13 protein-coding genes are annotated in these 14,579 nt (G+C 58.4%); 8 read left to right on the top strand and 5 right to left on the bottom strand.

Features of this window, described 5'->3' with window-relative positions:
* The first annotated feature begins 149 nt into the window (after window positions 1-149).
* Together AC236I_RS04340 and AC236I_RS04335 are read left to right on the top strand one after the other, a co-directional pair.
* Complete coding sequence (locus tag AC236I_RS04340) at window positions 150-602, top strand: GNAT family N-acetyltransferase (RefSeq protein WP_224050117.1); 453 nt, start codon at window positions 150-152, stop codon at window positions 600-602.
* Window positions 603-768: 166 nt separating this feature from the next.
* Window positions 769-1,026, top strand: a complete 258-nt coding sequence (locus AC236I_RS04335) for a hypothetical protein (RefSeq protein ID WP_071934212.1) — start codon at window positions 769-771, stop codon at window positions 1,024-1,026.
* Between the two features lie 74 nt (window positions 1,027-1,100).
* Here AC236I_RS04335 and alaE read toward each other — a convergent pair whose 3' ends face one another.
* On the bottom strand, window positions 1,101-1,562 hold the full coding sequence (gene alaE, locus AC236I_RS04330) for an L-alanine exporter AlaE (protein ID WP_004867308.1): 462 nt from the start codon (window positions 1,560-1,562) through the stop codon (window positions 1,101-1,103).
* Between the two features lie 388 nt (window positions 1,563-1,950).
* Here alaE and AC236I_RS04325 point away from each other — a divergent pair, with 388 nt between their 5' ends.
* Complete coding sequence (locus tag AC236I_RS04325; RefSeq protein ID WP_015585798.1) at window positions 1,951-3,189, top strand: MFS transporter; 1,239 nt, start codon at window positions 1,951-1,953, stop codon at window positions 3,187-3,189.
* A gap of 163 nt (window positions 3,190-3,352) precedes the next feature.
* On the opposite strand, the gene AC236I_RS04320 is transcribed toward AC236I_RS04325, so the two are convergent.
* Together AC236I_RS04320 and yjdI are read right to left on the bottom strand one after the other, a co-directional pair.
* Window positions 3,353-3,625 carry a GNAT family N-acetyltransferase gene (locus AC236I_RS04320; RefSeq protein ID WP_004867312.1) on the bottom strand — a complete coding sequence of 91 codons (273 nt, stop codon included), beginning with the start codon at window positions 3,623-3,625 and terminating at the stop codon, window positions 3,353-3,355.
* A gap of 11 nt (window positions 3,626-3,636) precedes the next feature.
* Entirely contained in the window at window positions 3,637-3,867 is a 231-nt protein-coding gene (yjdI, locus tag AC236I_RS04315) for a 4Fe-4S mono-cluster protein YjdI (protein WP_004867313.1), read from the bottom strand.
* Window positions 3,868-4,178: 311 nt separating this feature from the next.
* On the opposite strand from yjdI, the gene AC236I_RS04310 reads away from it, so the two are divergent.
* From AC236I_RS04310 to AC236I_RS04295, 4 genes are read left to right on the top strand one after another with little or no spacing between them, the layout of a single operon-like run.
* Window positions 4,179-4,409, top strand: coding sequence for a YtcA family lipoprotein (locus tag AC236I_RS04310; RefSeq protein ID WP_369974010.1), 231 nt, complete (start codon window positions 4,179-4,181; stop codon window positions 4,407-4,409).
* A gap of 6 nt (window positions 4,410-4,415) precedes the next feature.
* A complete protein-coding gene (gene mdtN, locus AC236I_RS04305) occupies window positions 4,416-5,444 on the top strand; it encodes a multidrug transporter subunit MdtN (protein ID WP_015585795.1) in 1,029 nt (342 codons plus the stop codon).
* Between the two features lie 9 nt (window positions 5,445-5,453).
* Window positions 5,454-7,391, top strand: a complete 1,938-nt coding sequence (locus tag AC236I_RS04300; protein WP_071359757.1) for an FUSC family protein — start codon at window positions 5,454-5,456, stop codon at window positions 7,389-7,391.
* Between the two features lie 5 nt (window positions 7,392-7,396).
* Window positions 7,397-8,869, top strand: coding sequence for an MdtP family multidrug efflux transporter outer membrane subunit (locus AC236I_RS04295; protein ID WP_172412546.1), 1,473 nt, complete (start codon window positions 7,397-7,399; stop codon window positions 8,867-8,869).
* Between the two features lie 29 nt (window positions 8,870-8,898).
* Here the strand turns inward: AC236I_RS04295 and AC236I_RS04290 are convergent, their stop codons facing one another.
* Window positions 8,899-11,628, bottom strand: a complete 2,730-nt coding sequence (locus tag AC236I_RS04290) for a winged helix-turn-helix domain-containing protein (RefSeq protein ID WP_104895680.1) — start codon at window positions 11,626-11,628, stop codon at window positions 8,899-8,901.
* A gap of 197 nt (window positions 11,629-11,825) precedes the next feature.
* Between AC236I_RS04290 and AC236I_RS04285 the strand changes: the two genes are divergently transcribed.
* Window positions 11,826-12,605: an acetoin reductase gene (locus tag AC236I_RS04285; protein WP_004867328.1), complete on the top strand. Its 780-nt coding sequence runs from the start codon at window positions 11,826-11,828 to the stop codon at window positions 12,603-12,605.
* Between the two features lie 274 nt (window positions 12,606-12,879).
* On the opposite strand, the gene AC236I_RS04280 is transcribed toward AC236I_RS04285, so the two are convergent.
* The gene (locus AC236I_RS04280; protein ID WP_004867331.1) at window positions 12,880-14,433 is read right to left on the bottom strand and encodes a peptide MFS transporter; all 1,554 of its coding nucleotides are present in this window, start codon (window positions 14,431-14,433) and stop codon (window positions 12,880-12,882) included.
* Between the last annotated feature and the right edge of the window lie 146 nt (window positions 14,434-14,579).

The following is a 14,579-nucleotide window of genomic DNA, read 5'->3' as shown; positions in this document are numbered from 1 at the left end:
GATGAATCTGAGGGTTGGGTTGAGCGAGAAGCGGGCGTAACATCTTCGGGATAGTGTGGGAATGGCGTTGTCCCGTCAACCGTTTCAGGCTGATGTTTTACCTGGCAGCATACTTTATGCTGGTCACATTCATTTTGCAGGATATGAACATGATAACCGTAGAGAAGTCAGATCCATTTTCTTCAGAATCCCATCGCTTAATCGAAATGCTGTCGGCAGAACTTGCCGCTATTACGGGTGATAACGGCAAAAGCAATTTCACCGTTGAAGCAATGTATGAGGACAAAGCCTTATGGGCATTGGCAAAGAATGCTCATGGCGATGCAATAGGATGCGGAGCTATTCGGCCGTTAACGCCAAATATAGCCGAGCTTAAAAGAATGTTCTCAGACCGAAGTGTGCCAGGAGTTGGGAGAGCTTTACTTACTTTTCTGGAAACATCTGCAAAAGAGATGGGATATAGCGAACTTAGACTGGGAACTCGACACATCAACCAACGGGCTGTAAATTTCTACGAGAAATATGGATATATACGCATCGAGAATTACGGCCCCTACATAGGTAGGACAGAAGCCGTCTGTTTCTCAAAAGAATTGCGCTGATTGTATTAATCGGACCTGCAATCCACTCCTGGCACGAAGCGGACGAGCTGACTGGGCTGAAGGTCCCCTGTGAGCAAGCGGCGTACCCGATCTTTTGACATTCCCAACAATGGATGCATGCCGGGATGATTGATTGAACATTTGATTGTTAAACAACGGAGTTTTTATGGCCAGGTGTGTTTTTGCATTTTTTTTTATGTTATGCGCATTTGCGGTAAATGCTGCTGATGGCGGTAATGGTGGTGATGGAGGGAATTTTTCTGATGGAGGAAACGGTTCAGACGGTAGTAATACTGTCTCTACTCCGGGCCGCGCGGGTTGTCCGGGCGGAACCAATCCAGACCGTTCGGGAAAATTTTATCTTCCCGGTACAAAACAGCAATGCAATCCCGGGAAGCAGGATGCAATGAAACGCTCTAAGTAAAAGCGGCTGACCTTATCCTCATTGGGTCAAAGGTGATTCACGGGCAACGTCCCCGCCTGACACAAACCAGCCACTCACTCCCCCAACGACATTGGCTTACTGCCCCCCGGCGGCAGGCCGAATAATTTACGCACCCGGTTAAGAAACGCGCCATAGGGGCGGCCCAGAAAAAGCATCATCAAGGCGGCGCCGAGCGTGCCTCGGACCAGGCCGCCTCCCGAGGCACCGCTGAAAGCAATGATCGATGCATAGAGGGGGACCTGAAAGCTGACGAGAGCAATGCTATCCCATAACAGCCTGGATACCTGACTCTCTCCGGCTCGCTTCATCAACCAGTCCCGCCATATGCCGTAGGGTCTTGCTACCGGAACCATCAGGACCGCCCCTAAAAGACGGGCGTGGAAAATTTGCTCCCACGTCATACCGGCAATCATGCGTTCATTAATGATGCCGGTGGTCGTGAAAAAGAGGATCAGCGCGACGGTATCTGCCAAAAATGCCGTCCGACGCCTGGTCTGTTGCTGGCGCTGAGACAAATGAGATTTCCTGTCGTAGCGGGATGGAGAACACGCGATTTCCTCCCCAAAGAAGCATAAAACTATAGCATACGGTCATTTTCCGGGTCGCAGCCGCACATCGGCGAGATAGCCTGCGGTTCTCATTGCCGGCCTCTTACCCTCTGCCACGGCCGGCGGCGCATCACCGCCGTCCCTCAAATAACGCGCCTGTGACCAGGGGGATGCATATAATCAACCCCATTGACGCTAAGCACCAGGTAGCAAAGCGCACGCCTTGCCACTGCCCGAACTCACAAGATATCGCACCTTGTCAGGTGGTAAAAAATAATAAAAGTCCCTGACGGACTTCGCACCAGGCCGGTACGACGATGCTGGCCGGAATATTGGCTTTAAATGGGATAAGACTATGGGTTCACAGGTATCCGCAGCGGAAGATTCACTGCTGCGGCACAGGTCGTTCGTCACCTTTTGGCTGGCGCGCACCTGCTCATCATTCGGTTTTCAAATGTTTTCGGTTGCCGTTAGCTGGCAAATTTATGCCATCACCCATAGCGCGATGGCGCTCGGGATGATCGGCCTGATGCAATTCTTACCCTCGGTCCTGCTGGCGCTCCCTGCGGGACACCTTGCGGATCAGTTCGATCGGCGACGGATTGTACTGCTTGGCCAGTTCATTGAATGGATAGCGTTACTCGGGCTGGTTGCGCTGACGCTGCTGCATTGGGCGGACAAGATTGAGATTTGGGGGCTGGTCTTTTTAATCTCGGTGGCAAAAGCGCTGGAGTGGCCGGCAATCACCTCTATGCTGCCGGCGCTGGTACCGCCGCCGATCCTCGCGCGCGCGATGGCGGCCAGTTCCGTCGGAGGACAGGCGGCGGTCATTATCGGCCCAACGCTTGGCGGTCTGCTGTACGTGGCGGGTCCGGAAGTGGTGTACGGCGTATCGGCGCTGTTCTATCTGTTCTCTCTTGTACTGGTAAGCCGACTGCGCTACGAGCGGCCGCCGCAAACCCGTCTGCCGATGAACCTCAAAAACCTGTTTGCCGGGGTGCATTTTATCCGCGAGCGAAAAGATGTGCTGGGCGTGATTTCGCTCGATCTGTTTGCCGTCCTCCTCGGAGGCGCGACGGCGCTATTACCGATCTTCGCCCAGGATATTCTCCATACCGGCCCATGGGGGCTGGGGATGCTGCGCGGCGCCCCTTCGGTTGGCGCGCTGCTGGTGGGCGTCTGGCTCAGTCGCCACAAGCTGGAGAAAAACGTGGGTCTGATCATGTTCGCCTCGGTGGCCGGCTTTGGCCTGGCGACGCTGGTGTTTGCACTTTCTGCTCAGCTGTGGCTTTCCCTGCTGGCGTTAGCCGCGCTGGGTGGGTTTGATATGGTGAGCATGGTGATTCGCGGCGCGCTGGTACAGCTGGATACGCCGGATGATATGCGCGGCCGGGTCAATGCGGTGAACGCTATCTTCATTAATACCTCAAACCAGCTTGGGGAGTTTGAGTCTGGCCTGCTGGCAGCGTGGATGGGTGCCGTACCGGCCGCGGCGCTTGGCGGGATTGGCACGCTGGTGGTGGTCGCGATATGGATGACCATTTTCCCGCACCTGCGCAAAAGGCAGAAGCTGGAAAACGAGGGCCCGGGCTGACGACAGAAGCGCTTCCCGGTCGCTACGCCGGAAGTCAGGCGACAGGCCGGAACCATGCTGGCGCCAGAATATTATTCGCCATCATCGCCAATAACAGGCATCCCGGATGCAAAAGCCCTTCATCATCTAAAACTGAGCACCGGCTGAGACCGGTGCTTTTATTTCAGGCCCGGATATCATCGTACTCGCGGGTATTATCAAACTCATGTTTCGCAAAGGGACATAGCGGGATAATTTTACGCTGTTCTCCGCGCATCTTTTCCACCACTTTCGCCACCAGCTGTTTGCCTACCCCCTGCCCTTTCAGGCTCTCGTCGACATCGGTATGTTCAATAATGCTGAGATGTTCGCCGGTGGGAACAAAAACAATTTCCGCGACCTGATTCCCTGCCGCATCGTTGACGTAAAACTTGTTATGGCCTTCCAGTATTTCCATCATTTCCTCACTTATTTCTGGCGATACTTCAGGGCGCCGCTCGGGCAGGTGTCGATCACACGCACGACGGTGGCGACATCCACTTCATCCGGGATGATCCACGGCTTACGCTTCAGGTTGAAGAGTTTTGCGCTACCGCGAACGCAGTTCCCCGAGTGCTGGCAGATGTCCGTGTTGAAGTAGACATCAATCTTCTCGCCGGTATATACCCGGTAGCCCGCCTCCAGTAATTCCTTATCCATGACATTGCCTCAATTATTTTTCTTGTTCAGGAGCTAAGCATAGCCCCGCCGCGGAACGCCAGCTATGGTGAAATCAAAAATCACCTTCATATATGTCATAAGATTTATCGCATTAATGCGAAATAAACGCTTTTATATTCACTTTTCCTGCAGGAGCGGCGCTGACGCCCCCCATAAAATAGACAGCCCGTCTCTTCCCTTTGCTTTTATTTCCCCGTGAGGGCGATTAAACTCACTCCACAATGGTATGAGCGCTCAGGAACTATCCTTTGAATTATCGAGTGAAGCTGGCACGTCCGGCGCTATTATTCATGTTCTTATTTCTCTCTGGTTGTTCATTATCACCAGCGATTCCGGTATTAGGCGCCGCATTTCCTGGCTGGTTTTTCTGTTTATTGGGCGGCGTGCTGTTACTCATTCCCTGTCATATCCTGATCGTCCGCAAAGGCTGGCAATCACGTTTTTCTCCGCTGGTATTCAGCTACCTGGCTCTGATGTTCCTGTTCGCCACGCTCCTGTGGTTCCTTTTCTTTGTTTACTAAGCCCCTATGACAAACTCCAGCCCAAGCGTATTACGGAAAAAGTGGCCTCTGCTGGCCCTCGTCCTCGCCGCGATCGTGGCGCTTATCCTGGTTATCTGGCAGCTTCAGACCTCGCCGGAAACCAATGATGCTTACGTCTATACCGATACCATCGACGTGGTGCCGGAAGTGAGCGGCCGGATCGTGGAGATGCCCATCCGCGACAACCAGCGGGTGAAAAAAGGCGATCTGCTGTTTCGTCTCGATCCGCGCCCCTATCAGGCGATGCTCGATGACGCCCGGGCCAGGCTGACCACGCTGGATGCGCAAATCATGCTGACCCGGCGCACAATTAAGGCCCAGGAGTACAACGCCCAGTCCGTTGCCGCCGCGGTAGAACGGGCGAAGGCGCTGGTAAAACAGACCACTTCGTCACGCACGCGTCTTGAACCATTAGTCCCGCAGGGCTTTGCTTCACAAGAGGATCTCGACCAGGCGCGAACCGCCGAAAAAGCCGCACGCGCAGAACTCGACGCCACGCTGCTGCAAGCGAAACAGGCTTCGGCCGCTGTGACCGGCGTTGACGCCATGGTCGCCCAGCGGGCGGGGATTCTGGCGCAGATCGCGCTGGCGGAACTGCACCTGGAATTTACCGAAGTCCGGGCGCCTTTTAACGGCGTGGTGGTGGCGCTGAAAACCACCGTCGGCCAGTACGCCTCGGCGTTAAAACCGGTATTTACCTTAATGGATGACGACCGCTGGTATGTCATCGCCAACTTCCGCGAAACCGATCTTAAAAACGTCCGCCCCGGCGTAGCGGCCAGAGTCACCATCATGACCAATCATGATAAATCGTTCGCCGGCGTGGTCGATTCCGTCGGCTCCGGCGTGCTGCCTGAAGGCGGGAGCGTGATTGAAGGTCTGCCGATTATTCAGAAGAGCATCAACTGGGTTCATGTTTCGCAGCGTTTCCCGGTGAAGATCGCGGTGAAAGATCCTGACCCCGAACTCTTCCGTATGGGCGCCTCTGCCAGCGCCGTTCTTCAGCCTCAGTAAGGAGGCGCTATGCAGAACGTCTGGTCATTTCTGCACCGGGAACTCCGCGACGCGCCGGGGAGGGCAAACTACACCCTGCGCCTGACCCTGAGCTGCGCGGTGCTGATCGTCCTGTTTATGACCCTGCAGATCCCTTTTTTGGCCGTGGCGCTGATCGTGGTGTTTTACGTCAGCCAGCCTAACGTGCTGATGATAAAGCTGGTGAGCGTGGTCTTTTTCCTCACCGTCAGCGTGGCGCTGGGCTGTGTGCTGCTGATCATCAAATGGACTTATGACTATCCGCTGATCCGCCTGGTCGCCTCGGTAGCGCTGTTTTTCGGCGCCATCTATCTGATGCGGGTGCTGGGCAAGCTGGGGCTGGCCTTTTTCGTCGTCGCGCTGGTCGTTATCTACGCGCAGACTTTCCCCTCGATGACCAGCCAGAGTGAGATTCTGGTGCGTCTGCTGCTCTGGCTATGGGTCGTCATCAACCTCGCCATCGTGGTCACGCTGCTGGTCAACGCCGGTTTTCAGCAGGCTTTTCCCGGCTACCAGTTCAAAGCGAGAATGGTGTTCTTGCTCCGCCGGGTGGCGGCGCTTCTCGCCGGGCCGGACGCCGGTTCTCCGCCAACTTTCAAAGAAATTGCCGAACAGTTCGCCCAGCTTCAGTCTCTGTATCAGCAGGCGACCCGCTCCAGCCCAGAGATAGCCGATAACCCGCAGGCGTGGCAATCCCTGATGGCCGCCACCCTTCACTGCTATCATCTGGCCGCGCTGCTTCAGCCGGAAGAGTCCCCTTCCGCCGGGCGTCTGCAGCTTGCCGCCGCGCTCTCGACGCTGGCGCACAATCTGGACCTCAGCACGCTTCCGGCAACCCTGCCGGAGGCCAGCGCGCGGGATACGGCGAACGGCGTCATTTTGCAAGAGATGGCCACGACGCTGAGCCAGCTGGCGCGCGGCGAACCGGTGCCGCTGCCGGCTGGCGAAGAGGAAAAAGCGCCCCTGCTGCTGCCTGACGCCTGGTCGAACCCCGCGTATCTGCACTTCGCGCTTAAAACGCTGCTGGCAACGCTGCTGTGCTACGTTTTTTATACCGCCGCCGACTGGCAGGGTATCCATACGATTATGCTCAGCTGTGTCATTGTCGCCCAGCCGGGGCTCGGCGCGACGCTGCAGAAAACCTGGCTGCGAACAGGCGGTGCCCTGCTCGCGACCCTGCTGGCGCTGTTAATGATCGTCTTTATTCAGCCGCATACCGAATCTATCGTCGGCCTGCTGGCGATGACCCTGCCGGTGATGGCGCTGTCGGCCTGGATAGCAGCGGGGTCTGAACGCATCGCCTACGCCGGGATTCAGATCGGCTTTACCTTCTCACTGGCGTTTCTCAGCTGGTTTGGCCCGCTGACCAATTTGACCGAGCTGCGCGATCGCGTCATCGGTATTTTGCTCGGCGTGCTGGTCTCTTCGATTGTCCACCTCTACCTGTGGCCGGATAGCGAGGCCCCGCAGCTCAAATCGCGGCTGGCCGATCTCTACCGGCGGATTGCCGATGACCTGCGCGCCAGTCGCGATGAGGAGCAGTTAGTGCCGCTGTTTCATGCCCTCAACAGCGCCGAAACGCTGATGCATCGGGTGGCGGCTGAACCGCTGAATGCTTATGCTCACCCGCATCCCGAGGCAAAAACCTGGCCGGTGAAGGCCACCTGGACGCAGGCCCTCGAAATCGTACGCTTCAGCGAAGGGTACCGGCTGTACGCCGCGCCGGGAGATACCTTTCTGCGCCACTGCGCCGGGTCGCTCGAGGCCTATGCCGATGATATCGACCGGCAGCAGGCGCCCGTGCCGTTCGGCGAGCTTCGGCCCGACCCCGGTAATCCTTTTGGCCGCCCGCTGATCACTCTGCTGACGACATTACCGAGCTGGTCGTCCGCACCTTTACCGCTTTCGCGACAGGCAGATAAGTCATGAGAAAAATGGACACCGCAGCCCGCTTCCTGCGCTACTCACCGCTCGCCTTCCTTCTGACGCTGGTCACCGGCTGCGCGTTAATTCAGGACGATCCGGGCCAGGTCACCATCGTGAACCCGCAGCAGGCTGAACTCGCGCAGGTGATTCACCTTGCCAACAGCGGCTGGCCAGCGGCCAGATGGTGGGAGGGCTATCACGATGCCCAGCTTAATATGCTGGTCAACCGCGCGCTGCAAAACTCCCCGACCATGCAGGCCGCCCGGCTGCGGATTGCGCAATCGCAGTCCACCGTAGAGCTGGCGCAGTCGGCAATGGGCGTCCAGGCCACCGCGGTGGCGGCTCAGAACCGGCTGCGGGTTACCAACAAACAGTTCACCTGGCCCTACTCTTACTCGCTGCCGGTCGATAAAAATGGTCCGTGGTACACCCTGAATACCGTCGGCGTCGGTGCCACGCTGAATATTGATTTATGGGGAGCCGATCGCGCCCGCGTTGCCGCCGCCATTGGCGAGAAAAATGCGCGTCAGGCGGAAACGGCGGGAATCGAGCTGGATCTCGCCAGCAGCGTGGCGCAGCTGTACTTTGCCATGCAGGCCACCTTCCAGAAGATGACGTTGTTGCATCAGCTGGAAGAGATTGCCCGTCTCTCGGTGCAGGCGCATGAGCACCGTACCCAGCGCGGCGTTGAGGATAGCGTGGATATCGCCAATGCCCAGGCCGAGCTGCTGGCGGCGCAGCAGCAGATCATTACGGCAAACGGGACGCTGACGCAGTACCGGGAAACATTGCGGGCGCTGATCGGCGCCGATGCGCGCAGCATGCCGGAGATCCATCCGGTCCCCCTGCCGACGCTACAGGAAACGCTGCCCGACTCGCTCTCCTTTGAACTGCTGGCCCGCCGCCCGGATCTCCAGGCGCTGCGCGGCTACGTCACGGCGTCATTAAGCCAGGTCGATGCGGCGAAGGCGGCGTTTTACCCGCACTTTGATATCAAGGCCTTCTGGGGATACAACGCCCTGAGCGTCGGGGATCTGTTTAAATCGTCCTTCCAGCAGATCAACCTGCTGCCGGGGCTGTATCTGCCGATCTTCGACGGCGGCCGGCTGAATGCCAATCTGCAATCGGTCCGCACCGCCAGCAATATTCTGATCAAACAGTACAACCAGGCGGTACTGGATGCCGTGCGCGATGTGGCGATCGGCTCCAGCGAGCTGAACGATCTTAATCAGCAGGTGGTGCTGCAGAAGCTGAAGGTGACGGCCGCCATGGCCACCTCCCGCAGCGCCAGCGCCCACTATCAGCGGGGGCTGGTCAGCTACTATGCGGCTCAGGAAGCGCGTCGTCCCGTCATCGCCCAGCAATTGCTCCTGCTGGATATCGAGGCGCAGCGGTTGAGCAGCGACATTACGCTGATTAAGGCATTAGGCGGAGATTACCGCGGCCCGGCGCTGGAGAATCTGGGCAAACAGGCGCGCTGAGGCGCCCCTTGCGTGCCGGCGAGCGGGCGTCAGCGGAATAGCTGCCACTCGCGCGCCTGATTCACCGCCTGAATCCGACCATTGACCTGCAGCTTGTCGTACAGCTGCTTGAGATGCCACTTCACGGTTTCGGCCGTAATTCCCAGGGCCCGCGCGATCTCTTTGTTGGAGTAGCCTTCGGCGATCAGCTCCAGCGTCTGCTGTTCCCGCTCGGTCAGGCGAAGCTGCGCGGGCGCCCGACGGCTGACGGTCGGCAAGATCCCGGCAGCGTTGAATCTGGCGAGGTGCTGCGTCAGCGCATCGCTGAAGACCTCGTCGTGCCCCCCACGCTGCCGGGTAGCCGCCAGTAATGAGGCCATCTCTTCTCCGCCATCAAGCAGGCTGCGCCACAGTTTCTGCTGAAAGGCGCGATGCAGCGTCGGGATCCCCACAGTTATCGCCCGCTCCCGTTCCCCGGCGCGCCACAGGGCGACGGCCTGAATAAGCCGCAGGCGTACGGCAAACAGCCACTCGCCGCCGCGCTCCTGCTCAGCGGCCAGCGTATCGAGCTGCCGCGCCGCCGCCAGCGGTTGTCCGTCGGCCATCAGCATCCGGCTCTGACTGAGGGTTAAACAGGCGCTCACCACATCATTTTTCTCCGCGCCGAGAGACAGTCCCTGAAGGCGACGAAGCAAACTGTCAGCCGCCGCGCGATCGCCGGCGTGGAGCGCATTGGCAATACGCTCAGCCAGCAGCGGCGCCTGCGCCCGCAGCCATCCACGCTGAACCGCCAGGCCTTCGGCATGCAGCAGCAGCGATGTCATCTCATCCGTCCGGCCATCACGTTGCGCCAGCTTCGCCAGCACGATATAGCAGCGGCTAAACCCATCCGGCGGGCAAAAGTCATCGATCATCTCAAGACGGAGCGTCAGCAGAGTGGGGATGCGCTGTACCTCCCCCTGCTCCCAGGCGATTTCGGCCAGAATCGGCGCCAGGGTGGCGCCGCTGCTGGAGTGAGGACCGGTCTGCTGTTCGGCATACTGTAGCGCCCGCCCCGCCTGCCGCTGCGCTTCGGCCAGATTGCCCTGGCGCAGGTATCCCTGGGCCATCACAAACGCCCGGTAGACCTCGACGAACAGATTGCGGTTCGCCACCCGCATACCCGCTACCCGCTGCTGGACATCCAGCGCCTGTTGCGGCCGGGCGTTCGCCAGATGGCAGTAGCTGAGAATATTGCACACCAGGCCATCCACCCAGATATCGCCGCAGGGCACCTCGTGCAGCAGAGGTTCCACGATAGCAATACTCTGGGCAATATTGTCGGCGAAAGCTTCGCAGATCGCCCGAACCACGCGGAGCTTCACCCACGAACTGTGGGCCATCGCGCTGCGGTTGGCGACCGCCAGCGACTCAATGGCGTCCAGCAGCTGGCGGGCATCGTGGAAACGAAAACGGTGTGCGAGCGCCCAGGCGAGGTTCGTTTGCAGCTCGATGCGGGAAGGGTCCAGATTTGCCGGCAGATAGCGGATCCAGCGCACCATCGTCTCGATATCGCCCTCTTCCGCCAGCGACTGCACGCCGGCTTCCGCGTGTCCGGCCCCCGTTTTCCCGGCGGCCAGCGCATGGCGAATCGCCTCGGCCCACAGCTGCTGTCCGGCAAACCAGTTGCTGGCCTGTTCATGCAGTACGCGGATATCCACCTGCGCACTGTGCTGCAGACGATACAGCAGCGCTTCGCGCATCAGCGGGTGGTAGCGGAACCAGAACCCGTCCGCATCCAGGGCCGAGAGAAACAGATTGTGCCGGGCTATCCACGCCAGCATCGCCTCTCCGTTGCCTTTCCCGGTCACGGCATCGCACAGCGACGGATGCAGGCGGTTGAGTATTGCGGTTCGCAGAAGAAAGTCCAACACCCCGGCGGGCAATGGCGCAAAGATCACCTCTTCCAGGTAGCGAGAGAGGGCGCGGGAAGTGGTATTCAGCTTGCCGTCGGTCGGGCAACAATGGGCGCTGCCGCTTGCTAAAGCCGCCATTTTCATACCGGCAACCCACCCCTCCGTGCGGGCAATCAGGCGCGGAATCTCCTGCGGATCCGGTGCCGGGGAGATCGACGTGGCAAAATAGGTTCTGGCCTCCTCAGCATTAAACCGCAGCGCACGATCATCGATCTCCACCAGCCGATCCTCCATGTGCAGGCGACTCAGCGCCAGGGGCGGCTGGCTGCGACTGGCAATAATCAGATGCAGAGACGGCGGCGCGTGGTTCAGCAGCCAGTTCAAACCATCATGAATCTCCGGGTGAGCAATATTCTGGTAATCATCGAGGATCAGAGACAGCGAAATCGGATAGCTGTGCAGCTGGTTGACGAGCCCGGCGAGAAACAGCCGAAAGTCGTCTCCGGGGGCGCTTTCCGGCAGAGCATTCGCCGCTTGCCAGAGCGGCCGCAGCGCCGCCTGCAGATAGCGCATAAACAGGAAGGGCGTGTTGTCATCTTCATCAATGCTCAGCCAGGCCAGCGTACTCCCCTGCTGCTGCCGATGCTGATACCACTGGGCCAGCAGCGTGGTTTTGCCGAACCCGGCGGGGGCGCATACCAGCGTTAGCGTGCTGGTGAGCGCGGCGTCCAGCCGCTGCAGCAGACGATCGCGCGACTGCAATACCCCCGGTGTGCGCGGCGGCGTAAAGCGCGTCGCGATAAGCGGCAAGGTGCGCGCAAGGCGAAACGGTTCCTGATGAACAAACTCGCTTAATGCGTCATCCGTCGGGGGTAACAATTCCATAGCGCCATAACCTCCTTATCCCGTGCATACGCCATTATCCCCCCCAACCGGGGGGTAGGCCACGTTTATCCATACCTATAGAGTAGTTTTATCCTTTGCCGCCGATGGGCAGTACGCCAGGCCTGCGCCTTCGTACAGCGAATCTTTTCTCCATCAGGCATCCATCGTTTCTTAATCAGTACAAGGTGTGTACAGAAATGGCTATCGAAAATAAAGTTGCATTAGTCACCGGTGCCGGTCAGGGCATCGGCCGCGGTATTGCTTTACGTCTGGCCAAAGAGGGTGCGTCGTTGATGCTTGTCGACGTGAACCCGGAAGGGATTGCGGCGGTCGCCGCCGAAGTTGAAGCGCTGGGCCGTAAGGCCGCCACCTTCGTGGCGAATATTGCTGAACGTGACCAGGTGTATGCCGCCATTGATCGGGCGGAAAAGGAGCTGGGCGGCTTTGATATCATCGTGAACAACGCGGGGATTGCTCAGGTACAGGCGCTCGCCGACGTGACCCCTGAAGAGGTCGATCGCATCATGCGTATCAACGTTCAGGGGACGCTATGGGGCATTCAGGCCGCGGCGAAAAAATTTATCGACCGCAAGCAAAACGGCAAAATCATTAACGCCTGCTCCATTGCCGGGCACGACGGTTTTGCCCTGCTGGGGATCTATTCCGCCACTAAATTTGCCGTTCGCGCCCTGACCCAGGCGGCAGCGAAAGAGTACGCCAGCCGCGGGATCACCGTGAACGCCTACTGCCCGGGGATTGTCGGGACCGGCATGTGGACCGAAATCGATAAGCGCTTTGCCGAAATTACCGGTGCGCCGGTCGGTGAGACCTATAAAAAATATGTAGAAGGGATTGCGCTTGGCCGTGCGGAAACGCCGGACGATGTGGCGAGCCTGGTCGCCTATCTGGCCGGCCCGGATTCCGACTATATGACCGGTCAGTCGATCCTGATCGATGGCGGGATTGTTTACCGTTAATACCCGAAGCGGGTCGTCTCCGACAGACGGCCCGCGCTGATCCCGCCAGCCTCATTTTCTTACGGTTTCCCCTGCCCCGCCATGGCGCTGACGTTCACTGCCTCCAGCCCGTTCGCTGGTCATTCATAATATGCCCGGGAAAAAGTCGCGGACTCACCCAAGGGGATATCTCGCTGGCGATGGTGTGGCCGACGGATATTTCCCGTTAAATTTCAGACGAAAAAAAAGCTGGCGCTTTACGCGCCAGCTTACCGACTGTCAGTTTCCGTTGCCGTCAGGCGTGGGTAGCCGGTTTTTGTGCGGTTTTGTTCTGCGTATTTTCCAGCATCCGGCGCACCGGAACGATCAGCACGCAGAGTACGGCGGCGCAGATCAGCAGCGCAATCGAACAACGTGCAAAGAGATCTGGCAGCATATCCAGCTGATCAGCTTTCACATGGCCGCCGATCAGGCCGGCCGCCAGGTTACCCAGCGCACTGGCGCAGAACCACAGCCCCATCATCTGGCCGCGCATTCTTTCCGGCGCCAGCAGCGTCATGGTTGCCAGGCCAATCGGGCTCAGGCACAGCTCGCCCAGGGTCAGCATCAGAATACTGCCTACCAGCCAGAACGGTGATACGCCGGCCCCGCCGTTGTTCAGCACATTCTGTGCCGCCAGCATCATCAGGCCAAAGCCCGCAGCGGCGCAGAGAATGCCGATGACGAATTTGGTGATGCTGCTCGGACGGACGCCATTACGCGCCATGGCCGGCCATGCCCAGCTAAAGACCGGCGCCAGCAGAATAATAAACAGCGCGTTGATTGACTGGAACCAGACCGCCGGGATCTCAAAGCTGCCGATCATACGGTTGGTATAATCATTGGCGAACAGGTTGAAGGAGGTCGGCTTCTGCTCAAATGCCGACCAGAAGAAGGCGGCGGAAACCAGCAGAATAAAGCACACCAGCAGACGGGCGCGCTCTTTGCGGCTCAGTCCGGCGAAGGCAAACAGATAGATGAAATAGAGAACGACCGAAGCGGCAATCACGTATACCAGCATACTGGCAACGGCAACAGGGTTAACCACAATCACGCCCTGCGCAATCAGCGTGATAATCACCGCGGCACCTACGGCCAGCGCCAGCAGCCAGGCGCCCACGCCGTTCTTCTTCGCCACCGGGCTATTCCAGGTTGAATCGAGGCCCACTTCGCTGTCGTAGCGCTTCATCGCCGGTACCGCAAAGACCCGGAAGATCACCAGCGCCACCAGCATCCCGATGCCACCGATGCCAAAGCCCCAGTGCCAGCCGTGTGATTTAATCAACCAGCCGGAAATCAGCGGCGCGATGAACGACCCCATATTGATGCCCATGTAGAACAGCGAGAATCCACCGTCACGACGCGCATCCCCTTTCTTGTACAGCGTGCCAACCATAACCGAGATGCAGGTTTTGAACAGACCCGATCCCAGTACGATAAACATCAGTCCGATAAAGAACAGGTTGTCACCCAGCACCGCTGACAGAGCAATCGACAGATGACCCAACGCGATGAGAATCGATCCGTACCAGACCGCCTTTTGCTGGCCCAGCCAGTTATCCGCCAGCCAGCCGCCCGGTAACGCCGCAAGGTACATACTGCCGGCGAAGATACCGACGATCGCCGAGGCATTTTCACGCGCCAGCCCCATACCGCCGTCGTAAACCGTGGCGGCCATAAACAGAATCAATAAGGGGCGAATGCCGTAAAACGAGAATCGCTCCCACATTTCGGTAAAGAACAACGAACCTAGCGGATATGGATGACCAAAGAAGGTCCGGCTTTCATTTTTATTCACAGAGGAATGCATAACTTCTCCAGATAAGATGCACCGCAGCGCAGAGAGACCGCGGAAAGCGTGTTAGCCATGTTTACACTGGCCAATCATTTACATGAGGCACGATATTTTTTAACTATTTGATAACCAGCTTCTGGTTTTGTCTAGCCCCTCAACCC

The sequence above is a fragment of the Klebsiella sp. Sb-30 genome (assembly GCF_057652795.1).
This window is presented reverse-complemented; position numbering and strand designations above follow the sequence as displayed.